This is a genomic window from Leeuwenhoekiella palythoae, from assembly GCF_020310025.1.
GTDB classification, from domain to species: domain Bacteria; phylum Bacteroidota; class Bacteroidia; order Flavobacteriales; family Flavobacteriaceae; genus Leeuwenhoekiella; species Leeuwenhoekiella palythoae.
Genome location: NZ_CP084318.1, coordinates 2,434,417 through 2,452,693, shown reverse-complemented (window position 1 = coordinate 2,452,693; position 18,277 = coordinate 2,434,417). Strand labels below are relative to the sequence as shown.

At 40.1% G+C, this 18,277-nt stretch carries 16 protein-coding genes; 6 read left to right on the top strand and 10 right to left on the bottom strand.

What is annotated here, in order from left to right; genetic code table 11:
* Positions 1–91: 91 nt before the first annotated feature.
* On the bottom strand, positions 92–844 hold the full coding sequence (locus tag LDL79_RS10420; RefSeq protein ID WP_225597664.1) for an enoyl-CoA hydratase/isomerase family protein: 753 nt from the start codon (positions 842–844) through the stop codon (positions 92–94).
* 198 nt (positions 845–1,042) lie between these two features.
* Between LDL79_RS10420 and LDL79_RS10415 the strand changes: the two genes are divergently transcribed.
* On the top strand, positions 1,043–2,794 hold the full coding sequence (locus LDL79_RS10415) for an aromatic amino acid hydroxylase (protein WP_225597663.1): 1,752 nt from the start codon (positions 1,043–1,045) through the stop codon (positions 2,792–2,794).
* Here the strand turns inward: LDL79_RS10415 and LDL79_RS10410 are convergent.
* From LDL79_RS10410 to alaS, 9 genes are all read right to left on the bottom strand, one after another.
* The gene (locus tag LDL79_RS10410) at positions 2,786–3,397 is read right to left on the bottom strand and encodes a DUF4230 domain-containing protein (protein ID WP_225597662.1); all 612 of its coding nucleotides are present in this window, start codon (positions 3,395–3,397) and stop codon (positions 2,786–2,788) included. The genes LDL79_RS10415 and LDL79_RS10410 overlap by 9 nt on opposite strands.
* 79 nt (positions 3,398–3,476) lie before the next feature.
* On the bottom strand, positions 3,477–4,127 hold the full coding sequence (locus tag LDL79_RS10405) for a response regulator (protein WP_167596144.1): 651 nt from the start codon (positions 4,125–4,127) through the stop codon (positions 3,477–3,479).
* 212 nt (positions 4,128–4,339) lie between these two features.
* Positions 4,340–5,065 (bottom strand): NUDIX hydrolase, encoded by a 726-nt coding sequence (locus tag LDL79_RS10400; RefSeq protein ID WP_072984953.1) that lies wholly within the window; start codon positions 5,063–5,065, stop codon positions 4,340–4,342.
* Positions 5,066–5,139: 74 nt separating this feature from the next.
* Positions 5,140–7,230, bottom strand: a complete 2,091-nt coding sequence (locus tag LDL79_RS10395; RefSeq protein WP_225597661.1) for a tetratricopeptide repeat-containing sensor histidine kinase — start codon at positions 7,228–7,230, stop codon at positions 5,140–5,142.
* A gap of 332 nt (positions 7,231–7,562) precedes the next feature.
* On the bottom strand, positions 7,563–8,306 hold the full coding sequence (locus tag LDL79_RS10390) for a DUF6498-containing protein (RefSeq protein ID WP_225597660.1): 744 nt from the start codon (positions 8,304–8,306) through the stop codon (positions 7,563–7,565).
* A 392-nt stretch (positions 8,307–8,698) separates the two neighbouring features.
* The gene (locus tag LDL79_RS10385) at positions 8,699–10,609 is read right to left on the bottom strand and encodes a PQQ-binding-like beta-propeller repeat protein (RefSeq protein WP_225597659.1); all 1,911 of its coding nucleotides are present in this window, start codon (positions 10,607–10,609) and stop codon (positions 8,699–8,701) included.
* Positions 10,610–10,792: 183 nt separating this feature from the next.
* Entirely contained in the window at positions 10,793–11,302 is a 510-nt protein-coding gene (locus tag LDL79_RS10380) for a DUF6252 domain-containing protein (RefSeq protein WP_225597658.1), read from the bottom strand.
* A 71-nt stretch (positions 11,303–11,373) separates the two neighbouring features.
* Positions 11,374–12,321 carry a GSCFA domain-containing protein gene (locus LDL79_RS10375; RefSeq protein ID WP_225597657.1) on the bottom strand — a complete coding sequence of 316 codons (948 nt, stop codon included), beginning with the start codon at positions 12,319–12,321 and terminating at the stop codon, positions 11,374–11,376.
* 6 nt (positions 12,322–12,327) lie between these two features.
* Entirely contained in the window at positions 12,328–14,940 is a 2,613-nt protein-coding gene (gene alaS, locus LDL79_RS10370; RefSeq protein WP_225597656.1) for an alanine--tRNA ligase, read from the bottom strand.
* A gap of 131 nt (positions 14,941–15,071) precedes the next feature.
* Between alaS and LDL79_RS10365 the strand changes: the two genes are divergently transcribed.
* The 5 genes from LDL79_RS10365 to LDL79_RS10345 are packed head-to-tail and all read left to right on the top strand — an operon-like array spanning position 15,072 to position 18,267.
* A complete protein-coding gene (locus tag LDL79_RS10365) occupies positions 15,072–16,049 on the top strand; it encodes a M23 family metallopeptidase (protein ID WP_072984969.1) in 978 nt (325 codons plus the stop codon).
* The gene (locus LDL79_RS10360) at positions 16,049–16,378 is read left to right on the top strand and encodes a MerR family transcriptional regulator (protein WP_072984971.1); all 330 of its coding nucleotides are present in this window, start codon (positions 16,049–16,051) and stop codon (positions 16,376–16,378) included. The genes LDL79_RS10365 and LDL79_RS10360 overlap by 1 nt, the downstream gene beginning before the upstream one ends.
* 19 nt (positions 16,379–16,397) lie before the next feature.
* Positions 16,398–17,012, top strand: coding sequence for a LemA family protein (locus LDL79_RS10355; protein WP_225597655.1), 615 nt, complete (start codon positions 16,398–16,400; stop codon positions 17,010–17,012).
* Positions 17,012–17,452: a TPM domain-containing protein gene (locus tag LDL79_RS10350; protein WP_225597654.1), complete on the top strand. Its 441-nt coding sequence runs from the start codon at positions 17,012–17,014 to the stop codon at positions 17,450–17,452. The genes LDL79_RS10355 and LDL79_RS10350 overlap by 1 nt, the downstream gene beginning before the upstream one ends.
* The gene (locus LDL79_RS10345; protein WP_394372568.1) at positions 17,449–18,267 is read left to right on the top strand and encodes a TPM domain-containing protein; all 819 of its coding nucleotides are present in this window, start codon (positions 17,449–17,451) and stop codon (positions 18,265–18,267) included. Before LDL79_RS10350 ends, LDL79_RS10345 begins: the two co-directional genes overlap by 4 nt.
* The last annotated feature ends 10 nt before the right edge of the window (positions 18,268–18,277 follow it).

The window sequence follows — 18,277 nt, the reverse complement described above, 5'->3', positions numbered from 1 at the left end:
TTGAAAACAAATTTTCAATTTTGAGGCAAGCCTCGGAGCATTAAACCCTTTGGCGGCGCCAATAAAAAAAGCCCTCTATTGAGGGCTTTTTTTATGCATACGATTGAAGCTTTTTGCGTGTAAAGTCTGATAAAACCAACTTACCACTTGTTGCTGCTCGCGTTTTTAAGAGGGTGTCCCAAGATTCAGTACCAGACCAAAACATCGTTTTGCTTTCGGTTAAAGCTTCCGGATTGTAGGTTGCTAAATCTCCAGCTAATTTTTCAATAGCTTGATCTAATGCTTCGACAGTTTCAAAAACCGAAGCATACAGTCCGCACTCTTGAGCCCATGCTGCGGAATAAAACTCTTGCGCATTGATAGTCACTTGCGAAAATGCCGAAATGCCAATCTTACGTTCCACCGCAGGTCCAATAACAAACGGACCAATCCCAATACTGATCTCACTCAATTTTATAGAAGCATATTTGGTCGCCATACAATAATCAGCAGCAGCAGCCAGACCAACACCGCCGCCAACCGCCTTGCCTTGCACCCGTACAATAGTAAGCAATGGGCATTTTCGCATTGCTAAGATCACCCGGGCAAAACCCATAAAAAAGTCTTTGCCTTGCGATTCATTCTCGATAGCAATTAATTCATTAAAGCTTGCCCCCGCACAAAAGGTACGCTCTCCCCCACTTTGAATAACCAGTACACGCAAATCACTACGAGATCCAGCTTCGGTAATGGTACGCTCTAATTTCTTTAGAATTTCAGTAGGTAGAGCATTATGATTAGGCGTGTAGAACGTGATGGTTCCCACGGAATTTTGAACATCAAGCGTAACATAGGATTCTGGCATATATTTTCAGTAAAAAGTAGTTTCTATTAAATATTTATCAAATTTATAGATATAAGAACAATATTTATAAACATATTCTTATTTTCATTAGTAAATTACGCTGAGGTAATTTGTTCTAATTTGAAGATTTCAACGCAGAACCTAAAGCGAAATTTACCGCATATAATCCCAATTTTCGGGTACAGAAGCATTTTAGTTATGAGTCAGGTTTTAGATAAAAATATAGAAACTAATCCACTTATTGAGCGTCTTCCTGCGCATTTAAAGCAATACATTAAACCGCAGAATTACGACAATTATACCGCGATCAATCAAGCAGTGTGGCGCTATGTGATGCGTAAAAACGTTGCATACCTCAGCACTGTTGCGCATAAATCCTATTTAGACGGACTCAAACAAACCGGGATTTCTATCGATCATATTCCTAATATGTATGGAATGAATCGCATTCTAAAAGAAATTGGCTGGGCGGCAGTCGCTGTTGATGGGTTTATTCCACCGGCGGCGTTTATGGAATTTCAGGCATACAATGTTTTGGTCATAGCTTCAGACATCAGACAACTAGAGCATCTTGAATATACGCCAGCGCCAGATATCATTCACGAGGGCGCAGGCCACGCGCCTATTATTGCCAATCCTGAATATGCAGAATATCTAAGACGCTTTGGTGAAATTGGGTGCAAAGCGATTTCTTCGGCTAAAGATTATGAATTATATGAAGCCGTACGCGAACTTTCCATCTTAAAAGAAGCAGAAGATACGCCGCAAAGCGAAATTGAAAAAGTAGAACAACGCGTAGATTTTCTGCAAAATAATATGGGGACGCCTAGTGAAATGGCGCTTATAAGAAACCTGCACTGGTGGACGGTAGAATACGGACTTATAGGAACTCCGGAACAGCCTAAAATTTATGGAGCCGGATTGCTTTCTTCTATAGGTGAAAGCGCTTGGTGTATGACCGATAAAGTGAAAAAACTCCCGTATGCTATCAATGCCGCGCAACAAGAATTTGACATCACAAAACCGCAACCTCAACTTTATGTAACGCCTAATTTCGCCTATCTAAGTGAAGTTCTTGAGGAATTTGCCAACACCATGGCGTTGCGCACCGGCGGTCCTGAAGGTTTACAAAAACTGATTGACAGTAAAAATCTGGGAACGATAGAACTCAGTACCGGTTTGCAAATTTCAGGAGTGTTTACTGAAATGATTCTTTATAAAGACAAGGTTGCTTACCTGCAAACCAAGGGGAAAAGCGCACTGAGTTACCACGAAAAAGAATTGGTAGGTCACGGCACAATTAACCATCCTGACGGCTACGGAAGTGCAATAGGCAAACTTAAAGGAATCAATCTCGCTATTGAAGATATGAGCCCTAAGGATTTACTCGCTTATAAAATTTCTGAGGGAAGCCTTGTAACGCTTGAATTTGAAGGTGGCATCAAAGTAAGCGGCGAGATCATTACCGGAACGCGGAACCTTAAGGGAAAAATCATTCTTATCAGTTTTAAAGAGTGTACTGTTAGCTACGAAGAACGCATTTTATTCAAGCCAGAATGGGGAATTTATCATCTCGCGGTTGGTAAGAAAATCACTTCAGCCTTTGCCGGGCCGGCAGATTTTAATTCGTTTGATTTAATTCAGCATAAAATTTCTACTACCACTGCAAAACCAAAAATGAGCGCACAACGTCAAGAGTTAGAAGATCTTTATCTCGCCGTTCGCAACTATAGAGAAGGAAAAAACACCAAATTTTCTCCTCAGGCCGTTTTTGATATTTTGAAAAAAAGCCATCAAAAAGATTGGCTACTTTCGGTGGAATTGTATGAACTCGCTAAAGACGAAAACAACACAACCTTCAAGACTGAAATTCTTCAGCATTTAGAGCAAGTTAAAGCGCAGCATCCTAAAGTAAAACACCTTATTGAAGATGGTCTCGAACTAGTCTAAAAGCGTTTTTAGTTCTTGTGACGAGTTTATGGGAGTCGTATTATACTGCAAGGTCCAACCCAACGTATTGGTCACCACATAAATATTAGCAAGTTCTGCTAGAAGTCGGTTTTCAGCATTTTGAGGTAACTCTGAAGACTCAACCTTTTGCCTCACCGTAGTCATTACCCGTTGTTTGATTTTGTTATAATCTGATGCTTCAAACTGGTTTAAATAATCTTGGGATACATCGTAATACTCAATATCCGGATTGATATTAATCTCTGGAGCCGGAATATTTTTAATCGTAATGGTTTTGTTCTCGGGATCGACTTCCGTTTCTAAAGCACGTAGATCATAAGCAATGGTCACTTTAGCATTAATCACCACCAAAGCTTTTTTATTCGCTTCCACCAAATTGAAAATCTGCTTAGAATTTTTATAGGTAAAAACCTGTGCAAATGAACCTTCGGTCACCACCAGCTTACCCACGTTTTTAATTTCTTTCTCAATAAGATTTGTCGCTTCAATTAGTTGTTCTCGCTTCTCCTGCTGAGCATCAAAATATTGATAGGTAAAGTATCCTAAAAGGAGTATAAGAATGACGATTAAGACTTTCCGCATAAGGCTTGATTATAGAATCAAGTCAATTTATCTATTAATTGCGGAAAGAAAAAAGGAAGCTGCTAATCTTAACAGCATATTATATAATATTGTTTTGCCTGGCTTTGGCAACCGCTTCGATCTTGCTATGCACCTGTAGCTTTTTGTAGATATTTTCTATGTGTTTGCGCACCGTACTGGGAGACAAGAATAGATTTTCTGCAATTTTAGTGTAGCTTAATCCTTTGCCCAACTGCTCAAGAACATCAATTTCCCGAGAAGATAACGAGATTTCTTCGCGCTCTTGCAAATTGCTTATAGCTTCTGGATTACGCAACAGTTTAAGGGTACGCATAGCAATAGACGCATTCATTGCGGCTCCGCCGGAAAGTGTTTCTGTTATTCCTTTTTGGAGTTCGTCAGGTGTGGTGTCTTTAAGCAAGTAGCCATCTGCCCCGGCTTTGATCGCATTAAAAATATGCTCGTCATTATCAAAAACCGTGAGCATAATTATTTTAATCTGCGGATATTTCTGTTTAACTAAGGCTGTTGCTTCAATCCCATTGAGCACCGGCATTTCAATATCCATTAAGATTAGATCAATATGCGGATTATCATCTAATTTGGTCAAAAGATCCGCGCCGTGTTCCGCAGTAAATTTTAAATGGAATTCTTTAAAAAAGGAAAGCTTTTCTGCTACAGCTTTAGCGAGAAAAAATTTATCATCTACTATGGCTATTTTTACCGGCATTTGAAGTTGAGAGCTTTAAATTTTAATCGAATAACTGGTTTTTCAGATCAAAAAATATGAGTGCCAGTCATTTAGTAAAAAAATCCGGAAAAGTCCCCTAGCCCTTCTCCGGATCTAACATTCAATACAGTACTGAAATTGAGATCACTAAACTAAGAAGAAGACTATAGGGTCGCAATAGGGCATTTGCCCCATTTTTAAGTTATTTCGATTTAAATCTCAAAATTATAACCGCTCTCCAGAAGCTCTTCATATTTGTCTGCATCAAAACGATACAGGAAGGCCCCGCGTTTAGAGCCACTTTTATCTTTTTCGTCAAGCTTTACCAGGACTTTAAGCGAAAGCACTTTTTTTCTAAAATTACGAGGATCCAGATCGCGTTGATAAATCGCTTCATAAAGTTTTTGCAACTGCGGAATAGTAAATTTTTCAGGCAAAAGTTCAAACCCAATGGGTTGCTGTCTCGCTTTTCTGCGCAGTTTATCAAGTGCATCTGCCACCATCTGATCGTGATCGAGTGCAAGCGTAGGCAGTTCTTTTAAGGTATACCAGAAAGCCCCGTGACTTTCTACAAGTTCGCGGTCATAATCTTCAAGACGTATCAGCGCATAATGCGCCACAGAAAGACAGCGGTATCCGGGATCACGATCTGCTTTACCATAGGTCTTAGACTGCTCTAAGAATATTTGCTCAAGCCCGGTGATTTCTTTTAAAACGCGTCGTGCCGCATCATCTACATTTTCATCAAGCTGCACAAAACTTCCAATCAACGACCAGATCCCTGAGTCTGGTTCTACACGTCTTTTAAAAATAAGAAGCTTGAGATCTTCACCGTCAAAACCAAAGACAATACAGTCTGTCGCGACGTATAATTTTTCATTATCAGCGTAAAAATCATTATTTGAAGCATGCGCAATACTGGCTGAGCTTGGTGTCATAAAACGTGTTTTAAGCGTACAAAATACGTTTTTTTAACGAAAACTGGTACTACCTATAAAAACTACGCCTTTGCTTATTTTGACTGAAGGATCACTCGAGCGCCTTGAGTAGGTTGCGTTTCAATTTGAAGTGTTGCGCCTATGTCTTGAGCGCGCTTTTTCATATTACCTAAGCCATTGCCCTGCTGATGATTTGTTAGATCAAAACCATTGCCATCGTCAACAACAGCGACTTTAAATTGATCAGCATCCCAGACCTGCATAATTACCTGAATGTTGTGAGCTTCGGCATATTTTAAAGCATTATTGACCGCTTCTTGTATCACGCGATAAATATTGACTCCCTCAATTGAAGTAAATATAAAATCAGGAGCTTGTTTCGTATTAAAGTCAAAGCTAAACTGCACCGAATCTTTACTGCTTTGCGCACGCTCAATAAAATTTGAAATACGCGTTTGCAGATCTTCAACCGAAATTTTCTCCTTATTCATCGCCCATATCGTATCTCTTAACTCATTGATGGTTGTTGAGGTAAAAGCGCTTATCATACTCAGTTTCTCGAGGATACCGCTATCTGCATTTTTAATTTGATATTTGAGATTATCAATACTCGATATGATAAATGTAAGCTGCGACCCTATGTTATCGTGTAGATCTCTCGAGATGCGTAAACGCTGTTCTTGAAGCCTATTTTGAGTCTCAATCTTGGCCAGAGCAACCTGCAATTCATGCTCTTTTTGCAACTGACTGTTTTTTAATTTCTGTCTGCTGTAGATTAGGTATCCTACAAGTCCTAGTATAAAGGCTAAAGCCAGACTTCCGTAAATAAATGCATTTTTGCGACGTACTTCCAGATCTTTTTCAGCAAGCTGGGCACGCTGCTCGAGGATTTGGTTCTCTTTTTTCTCGGTTTCATATTTAACCTCAAAATCTGTTATTTTTTCTTGAAGGTCTTCATCTATCAAAGTTTTTGAAGATTCCTGATAGTTGTTTGAATACTCATAAGCTTTCTTAAACTCGCCTAATTCATAATAAGTTTTAGCTAGATTTTTAAACAACTTAGCGCTGTCGCTTGGGTTTTCAGCTTGCACGATAAAGGGTTCTGCTAGCTCTAGATAATATTCTGCCTGCTGGTAATTCTCCAACTCAAAATAGTTAGAACCTACATTGAGATAAACCACGCGCAAGGTTTGATTATCCTTTTGAGCAATAGCACCATCGATAACAGGCTTGTATAATTCGATTGCTCGCTCAAATTGACCTTTTGACGTCGCGACTTGAGCCAGAGCAGTTTTAGCAAACAAGACAAGTTTACCATAATTTTCTTCTTCAGCCTCAAGAATTAAATTCTCAAATTCGGCTTCAGATTTATTAAGCATTACAGTATCTCGAATATCCTCAGCCAGCTCCCGATGCATATTGGCCACATTATACTTTCCATTTAAAATATCTTGTGGCGTACCGTGTTTCTCTTTTATAACCAGCGCTTTTTCATAGAACTCCAAAGCCTTTTCGAGCGCATCCATATCTTCATAAATAAGTCCAAGGTTATTTAAAGACCTACCTAATGCTGTAGAATCCTTAAGTTCTTTAGCCAGATCTATTGCTTCTTCGTGGACATCAATAGAAGCTTCAGCTTGACCTAGATATGACATTGCTAAAGCTTTATTATTTAAAAAAGTAAGCACATCGTCCTTCTTTTTATTTGATTTAGCAAGTTCTAGCGCATTGCTAAAATTCTCTAAAGCTTGCTTAAAATCTCCTTGATAAAAATTTAAAACTCCTTGATCACCATAATAAATTGACTTCAGTTGATAATCTTCAAAATTCTCTAACTGGGTCCAGGCCTTGTCATAATAAACATGCGCAGAGTCGTAATTGGAAATCTGAATGAAAAACTTGGCTTTGATTAACAACCCTCTAATTTCAGGCTTTAGTTGTTTGGTTGTTTTACCATATTGAATAAGTTTACGTGTGTAGAAATCTGCTGAATCATTTTCCTTATACTCGAAGACTTCAATTAGTTTCACGTATGCTTCGGTTTTATCTTCAGCATTTGCAAGTGCAATTACGGCTTTAAGACTATCGGCTTTTTTTTGATTGACTTGTGCCTTTACATGAATGCTAAACAGGCATAGAGCGGCAATAAGAATCCTAAATATCATATTTTGAACGTTCTAAAAAAACGTTAAAATAACTTTATTTTTTTATTTATCAACTGTTTGGCTAGTGTTTTGGCTCCATTTGCCAAACGAGTGATTCGCTAAGATTGAACTTTTGAAAGTCATACCTCATCAAATGGTGTTGCCTTGTTTTTATCTGATTTTGATGCAATTCAAGTTTAGATATGAGTTTATGACATCGCAATGCAGATGTAACACTATCGTATTTACACAAACCTATATGAATCATAATCATACCGCAAACTAGAGGAAAGACCGCCAATAAAAACCCCAACACATATGTACTTTCTAAAGTCATAGGTTTAATACATTACTTACTCCGTAAAAATTTTGAGTTGCTTTTTAACTTCCTCGGCAGAAACTTCAGCGTTTTTTGAAGCATACCAATCTGCCACTTTATCTATGGAAGCCGAATTATCCCGCAAACTCACCAGAAACAAATCAATACCCAGTCTCAAAATAATAAGCAAAACCGCTGCAATAAAACCGGCATCGAGATACACCAAGAAAAACCCGGAAAGCACCACAACAAACTGCTGAATGAATATGCGCAAATAGGGTTTGATCATCAACTCACTTGCGGTAAATTTCAAATAGCGCTTTTCGCCAAGAAAGTCAGTTACAAAAGAAAAGCAGTTATTGAGAATTATGCTCAAAAGCAAAAGCCACATTCCGTCTAACTGAAGCAATGTCCAGTAATTCTTTAAAACTGCGATTCCGTCTGTAAAAAAAGTGCTTCCACCTAATTCAAAAAAGGTAAAGGCAAAAATGCTCTGTATCGCTACAAAAAAGCCATAATGGACAAGAAAAAAGAGAATGATCCCAAATCCTTGTGTACCTCCGTTGTGTCTTTTAAATCCTACACAAAATGCCATTTTAAGAGCATTTAATAACCCGATGACAATGGTTTCAACAAAGTAAGCCATCACGATACTCCACGGTGTTACAAAACCTACCGCCAACAGCATCAATAAAAACAATGCGTTTGCATACAACGCAGCATTTGATTTGTCTGGAGTTGCGACTTTTAAAAAAACAGCTGAATTGAACTTTTCCATCTAAAATATAGTTATGAGTTGAATGCAACACCAAATTGTCACCAATGCCAGCAGGATTAAAACAAAGCGCTTGAAGTTTGATTTTATCCTTAATTGCTTCCCTCTATAAAAACACAAAAACCCCGTAACTAAAGCAGGAATTGCGATATAAAACTGTAAAAAATAGAGGTGCAAAAAGCTTGCAAGCAATGCAACGAGCGCATATACCATCGCAGCAAAGCTGTAAAAAAACGCAATTTTGATTTTAGAAAAACGATACCCAAACTGCCGTTCTACCACTCTAAAAATCAAATACCCTAACGGAATACTGAGACCTACTATGATAAAAATGAGATGCATACTTTAAGAATTAAAACTCCCGAAGCACAAGAACGATACTTCGGGAATTTCTTTTAGTTTAAATTATATGCGTAAATGGTTTTATTGTCTGCTTTGTAATACAGCACCCCACCATAATCATCTACTTTATATTCCGGCTTTTTATCTTTTAAGACGATCTCTTTTTCAATCTCGCCGTTGGCTTTACTTACTTTTGCCAGACCGGTTCCATCATCAAGTTTAGTTAAGATAAATTGTGCATTTTCGGTTGCTGCCGTAGCTTTAAAACGCGTACTCAAATACTCAAAAGAAGCATCCGCCATCCCTGCGAACATATCTTGCGCGCGTTTGGCTTCTCTTCCGTATTCATTATAATTTCTGAGATTATTGGTATTAACCGCGTGGCTGCGCATATTAGCACCTGCCGTCATTGCTGAAGTCATTGTCAATGCTGTAGTTGCTACCGCGGTTACACCGCCAACGATTTTACCAAACGTGCTGCGACCCGGAGATTTTAGATAGGTATGGTATTGGGTGTCGCCACCAAAATCAAGCAAAGCCATATTTTGATCACTGCCTAAGTAAATTCCATCTTCACGAACCGTAAGTGTATTCGGGTTTTCTTTCTCTTCGAACTTCACTTTTGCTAAGGTTGAAATCTCACTGCTTTCTGCATCTATCGCAAATAGCTCATCATCTGCATTGATCAAGTAACGGTTATTTTTAGCATCAAATGCTGAAGTTACACTATTTGCGCTCTTGTATTTCAACGGTTTTTTCCAAACCTGATCTCCGGTTTTTAGATCAACTATGTTGGCATCTTCAGAAGTGATATAGATGAGTCCGTTAGGTGTTTCTGCCATCAACTTGATATCTTCTCCTGTTTTCAGCGGTTTCTTAAATAACGGAGTACCATCAAAAGAAACTTTATTTATTCCACCTTCATGAATACCGAATAATACACCGTCATCCATCACATAAAAATGCTGTACAAAACCTTTTGTTTTTGGTGCTTTATCCCATAAGTCTTCACCGGTAGAAGCACTTAAAAAATTGATCTTAGATTCTGAACGACCTGCTAAAATACTTTTTCCTGAAGTGTCTTTATCACTCACCACAATGAGCCCCTGAGGTAAGATTTGAAAATTACTCACCACGCCTTGTACTTTGGGAGCGTCTTTCCAGATTTCCGCACCGTTCGTTCCTATTTTATATACTTGGGTATTGGTTTTAGCATCGTTCATTTCGATGGCATAGATGTCGCTTTCATCCTCGTTAGTAACCATCCAATCCACGCCTTTTACTTTATTCTCCCAAAGTGTTTCTCCGGTTTTGGTTTTGGCATAAATTCCTTGTGTGGTAGGCACAAGCAGCTTGTCTTTCAGCAATAGCGGAGTCCCGCTTACCGCAAAAAACTTCATTGTTGTTTTACCCGGTTTCACGAGAAAGAAAGAGTAGTCGAGTTCGCCCGTAACTAAATCATAAACCGCGATTTTTGGTGTAACCGATTCAGCTTGTCCGCCGCCTTTTTGAAAACCGCTGATCACTAATTTACTTTCTGGCATAATCACATCTGCAGTTTGTATGGTTTTCCAATCATTCTTTTCGGTACTGAAGATCACTTCGCCAGAGATATAATCGATCACTGCTTTTTTACTTGAAAATCCAGATAAGGCTTTGATGCCACCTACCCCATTCTGATCTACCATCAAGTAAGGCGAATTAGGAATATATTGCACCTCTTCAGGCTTAACGCTTCCGTAATCGGTAAAATTAAAAACGAGTTCGTTTGATCCCGGTTTGATCCCAACCAGACCGTCGTTAGTACAAACAACGAGCGTTCCACCTAAAGTGAGCGTCATATCGTTGATCCCGGCGCCCACATCGTAAGTATAATCGGGCGCTTCTGCTTTTTGAGCCCAAGTTACTGCTGTAACAAAAAACAACAGTAACGCATTTTTTAAATGGTGTAATTTAAGTTTCATAATTGTACAGGTTAAAAGTTTTTACAGTCTCAAAATTGCCTGATTATCAAGCGACAATCAATACGGCAATTGCCCTATTTATTCTAAAATCATCTGTGTATCAGGGTTAAAAAAGAAGCCAAAAGAAGGTTTGTACCAACTCTTGGCTTCACGTAAAAACCTCAACACTTGAGATTTTATATATTATTGAATAGACACATTAAATTGACCGTTGGTTACGGCTACGGTTTTGCTGGTATCGCTGGTTAGATACCCTGTAAAATTGAAGGTTCCTGTGACGGTGCCACCGGCGGTATATTCGGCGATCTTGATTTCGCCATTAGACGCCGCTCCTGTTGAGGTGGTAAACACCATCGCACTATTGAAGTTTGAAGTGTCTTCGAGATACGTATAACTGCCCAGACTCACACTGTTCAGGTCATACGTGCCCACACCTTCAAAACCAATAATCGAGATCTGAATATTTTCAGAATCCATCGTACCTCCGGAAATGGTAAGGATTTGTATTCCGCCGGAATTACTCTCCACGGCAGTGGTCGCTTCGGGAAAAGATTCAAAAGAAGCGCCGTCAACGGTAGCGGTCAATTCGCCATCGCCGGCTGCGCTTGTGCCGCCATCATCGTCTTTTGAACACGCTGTTAAGACGAGTAGGCTAAAAAGTAATACTGAAGTAATTCTTGTAATTGTTTTCATGGTTTTAGGTTTAAAGTACAGAACAAAACTCCTGTAAATCAAAGCGCTAAACCATAAGGCATTTGCCGTATTTAAAACTGAATATGCGGAAAATCAACTTGTAAAGCGCGTTTTTTAGCCTCTAAGTTGTTGAGGAATTTCTGATGCGCTTCAGAATCTGGATTGAAAGGTTTGTGTGCTAAACCCTGCTGAATTTCCTGAACCTTTTGCATTGTTTTTTGGGTTGCTTCAGAAAAGTAAACTGAAGAAAAATGCTCCCAGATATAATCTACCGCCAAAGCATTAGGATGGATTAAATCTCTGTCATAAAAACGGTAATCACGCAACTCATCCATCATAAGTTCGTACGACGGAAAATATGCAGTAAGCTTCGACTCGTCTAAAACCTGATGCATTCCCGCCAGCAAATGGGCTTTACTGCGCTGATTTTCTACAAAACCATCTTTACTATGTCGCACGGGCGAAACGGTAAAAATCACATGGGCTTCTGAATTTACTTTTGTAATTGCTGAAAGTATACGTTCTGTAGTTGCTGCAATGGCATCAACAGAAGTCAATTCCTTCTGAAAAGCTTTCTGCGGAATCTTATGACAATTGGCAACAATTTTATCCTGTTCCAAATGCCGATATCCCCAAGCCGTACCCAAAGTGATCACAATATGAGAAGCTTGCGTTAGCTGACGTTTGGTCTCAACAAGTGCCTCATTCAATAACTTGATAGTTTCTTCGGCTGATGAAGCGCTTAATGCGGAATGTGCATCAAAGCTTACAAACCTGCCTTGTAGTTCTTCAAGATCAGCTTCAGAAAGCTGCTTACCAGAAACCGCAAATTCTAAAAATCTTGCGATCGCCTCCGGATGAAATAAGATCCCAAACGGATTTATAGTAGTCCTGAATTTATAGTACTCCAGCTTGGCTCCAATATTTTCTACAAAACAACTTCCTACCAAAAACAAACGCGAGTGATAATCTATAGGATTACCACTCGGTTTTAAAGGTATGGTTGTTTGTAATTTCAATTGCTATTAACCCAAATACGTTTTTACTTCGTTAAGCGCTTGAGCGATTCCGTCAGGATTTTTCCCTCCTGCGGTTGCGAAAAACGGCTGACCGCCACCGCCTCCTTGGATGAATTTACCTAATTCGCGTACGATGGTTCCTGCATTTAAGTCTTTCGCTTTAGCCAATTCCTTATCAATATAACAGCTTAGCAAAGCTTTTCCGCCTTGACGTGATGCCAAAAGAAGAAAGAGATTATCTACTTCGCCACCCAACTGAAAGGCCAAATCTTTGATTCCGTTTGCGTCGAGATCGACTTCTTTGGCAAGAAACTGAACACCATTAACTTCCTCAATTTCATTCTTCAATTCGCCTTTTACGTTCTTTGCTTTTTCCGCAAGAAGCACTTCTAATTGCTTTTTAAGCTCGTTATTTTCAGACTGAAGGCTTTCAATAGATTTTGCAGGCTCTTTGGTGTTGTTTAATAAACTGCGCACCGCTTCTAACTGCTCATCCTGCTCTTCAAAATACTGCATCACAGCATCTCCGGTAATCGCTTCAATACGACGAATTCCAGAAGCTACAGCACTTTCTGATTTGATCTTGAAATACCAAATATCGGCAGTATTTTCAGCGTGGGTTCCTCCGCACAATTCCATTGATTTTCCAAAACGAATGGTACGCACCGCATCGCCATACTTTTCACCAAATAGCGCAATCGCACCTTCAGCGATCGCCTGATCGTAAGGGATTGCACGCTGCTCTTCAAGCGGTAATTGCTCTTGAATACGTGCATTTACAAACTGCTCAATATCCTTAAGTTCTTCGGCAGTTACTTTTGAGAAGTGCGAGAAATCAAAACGTAAATAGCCGCTATGCACCATAGAACCTTTTTGCTCTACGTGTGTCCCCAGAACAGCACGCAATGCCTGATGAAGCAAGTGGGTCGCCGAGTGATTCGCTTGCGTTCTGTAACGCTGTTTTGCATCTACGACTGCAGTAAACGTCTCGTTTAAATTCTTCGGAAGGTTTTTAGAAAGGTGAATAATCAAGTTATTCTCCTTCTTAGTATCGGTGATATAAATTACATCGCCATTGGCTGCTTCCAGATAGCCTTTGTCACCAACTTGGCCACCACCTTCGGCGTAAAACGGAGTAAGATTAAAAACCAACTGATATTGGTCGCCTTCTTTCTTAGTATTTATTTTTCGGTAACGGGTGATGCGCACCGGAGTTTGCAAGGTGTCATAACCTACAAATTCTTCCTCGCTATCTTCTTCGACTACCGTCCAGTCTCCCGCTTCAATTTTTCCGGCAGCACGAGAACGGTCTTTTTGTTTTTGTAATTCGGTTTGAAATGCTTTCTCATCAAGTGTGTATCCTTTTTCTGAAAGAATCAACGCGGTAAGGTCTATTGGGAAACCATAAGTATCGTACAATTCAAAAGCCTTTGCTCCTGAAACTTCTTTTCCTTTAGTTTCTGTAATAATGGAATCAAGCAACACCAAACCTTGATCTAGCGTACGTAAAAAGCTTTGCTCTTCTTCTTTAATTACATTAAAAATAAGATTCTGTTGCTTTTTAAGTTCAGGGAAGGCTTTGCCCATCTCATCCACAAGAACGCTAACCAGTTTATAAATAAACGGTTCTTTGGTATTTAAAAAGGTAAACCCATAACGCACGGCACGGCGCAGAATACGTCGAATCACATAACCTGCTCCTGTATTACTTGGCAACTGGCCGTCTGCAATTGAGAATGCTACTGCACGCACGTGATCTGCAATCACACGAATGGCGATATCTGTTTCTTCCTTTTGACCGTATTTTGAATGCGCGATGGTCTCGATCTCACGAATGAGCGGTGTGAACACATCGGTATCGTAGTTCGAGGTTTTATCCTGAAGCACCATGCACAGACGCTCAAAGCCCATCCCGGTGTCAATATGTCGCGCCGGAAGGTTTTCAAGCGAACCGTCTGCTTTTCTATTGAATTGTATAAAAACGAGGTTCCAGATCTCTACCACTTGCGGGTGATCTGCATTGACCAACTCTGCGCCGGGAATTTTTGCTTTTTCTTCTTCAGAACGTAGATCTACGTGTATTTCTGAGCAAGGACCACACGGACCCTGATCGCCCATTTCCCAGAAATTATCTTTTTTATTTCCGTTTAAAATACGGTCTTCAGCTACGTGCTTCTTCCACATATCGTACGCTTCAGCATCACGCTCAAGCCCTTCAGCATCGTCCCCTTCAAAAATGGTCACATAGAGTTTACTCTTATCAATCTTATAAACTTCGGTAAGTAATTCCCAAGCCCAATCGATCGCGTCTTGTTTAAAATAATCTCCAAAACTCCAGTTCCCCAACATCTCAAACATTGTGTGGTGGTAGGTATCTTTACCCACTTCTTCCAGGTCATTATGCTTTCCGCTCACGCGTAAACATTTCTGAGTGTCAGTGACACGCGTATCTTTTGGTGTTCCGTTACCCAGAAAAAATTCTTTAAATTGGTTCATTCCGGCATTGGTGAACATCAACGTAGGATCGTTTTTGATCACCATAGGCGCAGAGGCCACGATGGAATGGTTTTTGGACTTAAAAAAAGATAGAAATTGATCGCGTATTTCTTGGGATTTCATGAGTGAATTTTAGAGTAGATCTTGCCAAAATATGATTACCGGCAAACTATTTTTTATATTTGTTCGTTACCCCTTAATTAAATGCGGGATACAAGCATATATTTTAACGCAAAAATAGAATAAATTAACTAATGTCTAAGGTTAAATATTATTACGACAAAGAGACGCTTTCTTATAAAAAAATAGAAAAGCGCAAGGGTCGTAAATTAGGTTATGCCCTGTTATCTATAGGCGCTTCTTTTCTTGCGGGATTTATTTTACTCGTTATTTATCTCAACATTCCTGACCTTGAAACGCCAAGAGAAAAAGCTTTGCAGCGTGAGTTGCAAAATATGAAAATGCAATACGGCGTACTCAATAAAAAACTAGATCAGGTTCAGACGGTTTTAAATGAAGTAGAAGAGCGCGACAACACCATTTACAGACTGTATTTTGAGGCAAACCCTATTCCTGATGAGCAGCGCAAAGCCGGTTTTGGTGGGGTTAACCGTTACAAAGATCTGGAGGGGTACGACAACTCAAAACTTATAATTGAATCAAACAAGCGCCTTGATGTGCTTACTAAACAATTGGTCGTACAAAGCAAATCGCTTGATGAGATCGCTGTTTTAGCTGAAGAAAAAGAAAAATTCTTAAATGCAATTCCTGCTATTCAGCCGGTGGCTAATAAAGATCTAACCCGTATTGCTTCGGGTTATGGGATGCGCTCAGACCCGTTTACTAAAGAGCGTAAAATGCACTGGGGGATGGACTTTACCTCTCCGCGAGGCACACCGGTTTATGCTACCGGAAACGGCACCGTAGAACGCGCAGACAATAATGCAACCGGTTACGGAAACCACATACGCATCGATCACGGTTATGGCTATGTAAGTCTCTATGCGCATTTATACAAATACAATGTGCGCCGCGGTCAAAAAGTACAGCGCGGTGATTTAATAGGTTTTGTGGGAAGTACCGGCCGTTCTGAAGCACCGCATTTGCACTATGAGATTTTTAAAGACGGGCAACGCATTAACCCTATTAATTTTTATTACGGAAACCTTTCGCCTGAAGAGTTTGATGTAATTTTACAGAAAGCACAACTCGAAAACCAATCTCTGGATTAATGCACGTTGATTTACCCGAAAAATTATATTACAGCATTGGCGAAGTCGCCGATGCGTTTGGCGTAAACTCATCGCTCATCAGATTTTGGGAGAAAGAATTTGATGTGATTCAACCTAAAAAAAATGCTAAAGGCAATCGCAAATTCACTCCAGAAGACATCAAGAATCTTGAGCTTATTTATCACCTCGTTAAAGAGCGTGGTTTTACGCTAGAGGGTGCAAAAACGCATTTAAAAGAAAACAAACAAGAAACACTCAACAAATTTGATCTGATCAGAAAGCTGGAAAACATTAAAGCCCAGCTTCAGCAATTAAAAGATCAACTCTAACCTACAAACATCAATCATCATGAAAAAAGGAATTATCGCACTTATTGTAGTCGTTATACTTCTAATCATTGGCTATTCATTCTTTAAAGGATTTTACAACACCGGGATAGAATTGCAAGAAGACGCTACCGCACAATGGGGTAATGTAGAAAGTGCTTATCAGCGTCGTTCAGACCTTATCCCCAACATTGTAAATACAGCTAAAGGCTACGCAGAATTTGAACAAAAAACTCTTACCGATGTGATCGAGGCGCGCTCCAAAGCAACTTCGGTAAATATAGATCCAGCGAATATTACACCAGATCAATTGGAGCAATTTCAGCAAGCACAAAGCGGTTTGAGTTCTGCCTTGAGCAGACTGCTTGTAACCGTAGAGCGTTATCCTGAACTTAAGGCTAATGAGAATTTTAAGGAACTGATCAACGAACTCGAGCGTACCGAAAATCGTATCAATGTAGAGCGTAACCGCTACAACGAGGCAATCAAACCATACAACAAGCACATTAAAACCTTCCCTAATAATATCGTGAATAGCTTCATTGGCAACTTTGAAGAGATGGATTATTTTGAGGCGGAAGAAGGTGCTGAGACTGCTCCTGAAGTCAATTTTGATTTCAATAACGACGCAGCATAATGGCATCTGTAGTTGAAGATTTTCTTACTGCTGAAGAAGAACAAGAGGTTGTAGAAGCCATTAGACAGGCCGAACTTAAAACTTCTGGCGAGATTCGTGTGCATCTGGAACGCACTTGTAAAGAAGAGGCACTCGAACGTGCAAAAGAACTTTTTCATCAGCTAAAAATGGATAATACCAAAGAAGAGAATGGGGTGCTTATCTATGTTGCTGTAGATGACAAAAAGTTTGCCATCTGTGGCGATCGCGGCATCAATACAGTAGTTCCTGATGATTTCTGGCAAAGCACCAAAGATCTTATGCAAACCGAATTTAAAAACAAAAAGTTCAAAACCGGATTAGTAAAAGGCATCACCTTTGCCGGTGAACAATTGGCGCACTTTTTCCCTTGGAATGATGATGACGTCAATGAACTTTCAGATGAAATATCGACCTCTTGATCTATTTACCACAAATACGTACTATTAGAACTACGCTCTTGCTGGCTTTTCTATTCTGCCTTTCGACGAGAGGATTAGCGCAGTTCGACATTCCTGATGTTCCTAGTGAGCAAACTAGTGTTTACGATTATGCCGGCCTTTTAAATTCCGGTCAAAAAGCGACACTTGAAAACAAGCTTGTACGCTACAGCGACACTACCTCAACGCAAATTGTGGTGGTGATCATCCCGAGTACCAAAGGAGAAGACATCAGTTTTTTGGGAGCCAAATGGGGTCAAAAATGGGGCATTGGTCAAAAAGATAAAGACAACGGAATCCTGATCACGCTGGCCACCGAAGATCGTAAAGTGGACATCAACACCGGTTACGGGATCGAGACAATCATCACAGACCGTATGGCAGAACAAGTCATCAATCGGGTGATGATTCCGCAGTTTAAAAGAGGTGATTATTATGCAGGTCTTGATCAAGGTGCTGATGCACTTTTTCAAATGCTTCAGGGAGAATACCAAGGATCTAGACAGCGCAACGAGGGACCGGGAATTCGCAATTTTCTACCTATTATCATTATCTTTTTCGTCATTATTTTTATCCTAAGTCGTTCTCGCGGTGGTGGAAACGGCAGAAATGGCGGCAGACGCAGTGGAGCAGGAAGCTTACTCGATATGATCATTCTAAGCAGTTTAGGTCGCGGCGGTATGGGCGGTGGCGGCTTTGGCGGAGGATCTTCAGGTGGTGGCTTTGGTGGCGGCGGTTTTGGAGGTGGCTTCGGAGGCGGCGGCTTTGGTGGCGGTGGTGCTTCGGGAGGTTGGTAAATGAAATATT

Coding starts and splice junctions, on each gene's coding strand:
- LDL79_RS10360 (WP_072984971.1), top strand. CDS start 16,049: ATGCACGTTGATTTACCCGAAAAATTATATTACAGCATTGGCGAAGTC.
- LDL79_RS10405 (WP_167596144.1), bottom strand. CDS start 4,127: ATGCCGGTAAAAATAGCCATAGTAGATGATAAATTTTTTCTCGCTAAA.
- LDL79_RS10350 (WP_225597654.1), top strand. CDS start 17,012: ATGGCATCTGTAGTTGAAGATTTTCTTACTGCTGAAGAAGAACAAGAG.
- LDL79_RS10380 (WP_225597658.1), bottom strand. CDS start 11,302: ATGAAAACAATTACAAGAATTACTTCAGTATTACTTTTTAGCCTACTC.
- LDL79_RS10365 (WP_072984969.1), top strand. CDS start 15,072: ATGTCTAAGGTTAAATATTATTACGACAAAGAGACGCTTTCTTATAAA.
- LDL79_RS10420 (WP_225597664.1), bottom strand. CDS start 844: ATGCCAGAATCCTATGTTACGCTTGATGTTCAAAATTCCGTGGGAACC.
- LDL79_RS10410 (WP_225597662.1), bottom strand. CDS start 3,397: ATGCGGAAAGTCTTAATCGTCATTCTTATACTCCTTTTAGGATACTTT.
- LDL79_RS10390 (WP_225597660.1), bottom strand. CDS start 8,306: ATGGAAAAGTTCAATTCAGCTGTTTTTTTAAAAGTCGCAACTCCAGAC.
- LDL79_RS10400 (WP_072984953.1), bottom strand. CDS start 5,065: ATGACACCAAGCTCAGCCAGTATTGCGCATGCTTCAAATAATGATTTT.
- LDL79_RS10355 (WP_225597655.1), top strand. CDS start 16,398: ATGAAAAAAGGAATTATCGCACTTATTGTAGTCGTTATACTTCTAATC.
- LDL79_RS10415 (WP_225597663.1), top strand. CDS start 1,043: ATGAGTCAGGTTTTAGATAAAAATATAGAAACTAATCCACTTATTGAG.
- LDL79_RS10385 (WP_225597659.1), bottom strand. CDS start 10,609: ATGAAACTTAAATTACACCATTTAAAAAATGCGTTACTGTTGTTTTTT.
- alaS (WP_225597656.1), bottom strand. CDS start 14,940: ATGAAATCCCAAGAAATACGCGATCAATTTCTATCTTTTTTTAAGTCC.
- LDL79_RS10395 (WP_225597661.1), bottom strand. CDS start 7,230: ATGATATTTAGGATTCTTATTGCCGCTCTATGCCTGTTTAGCATTCAT.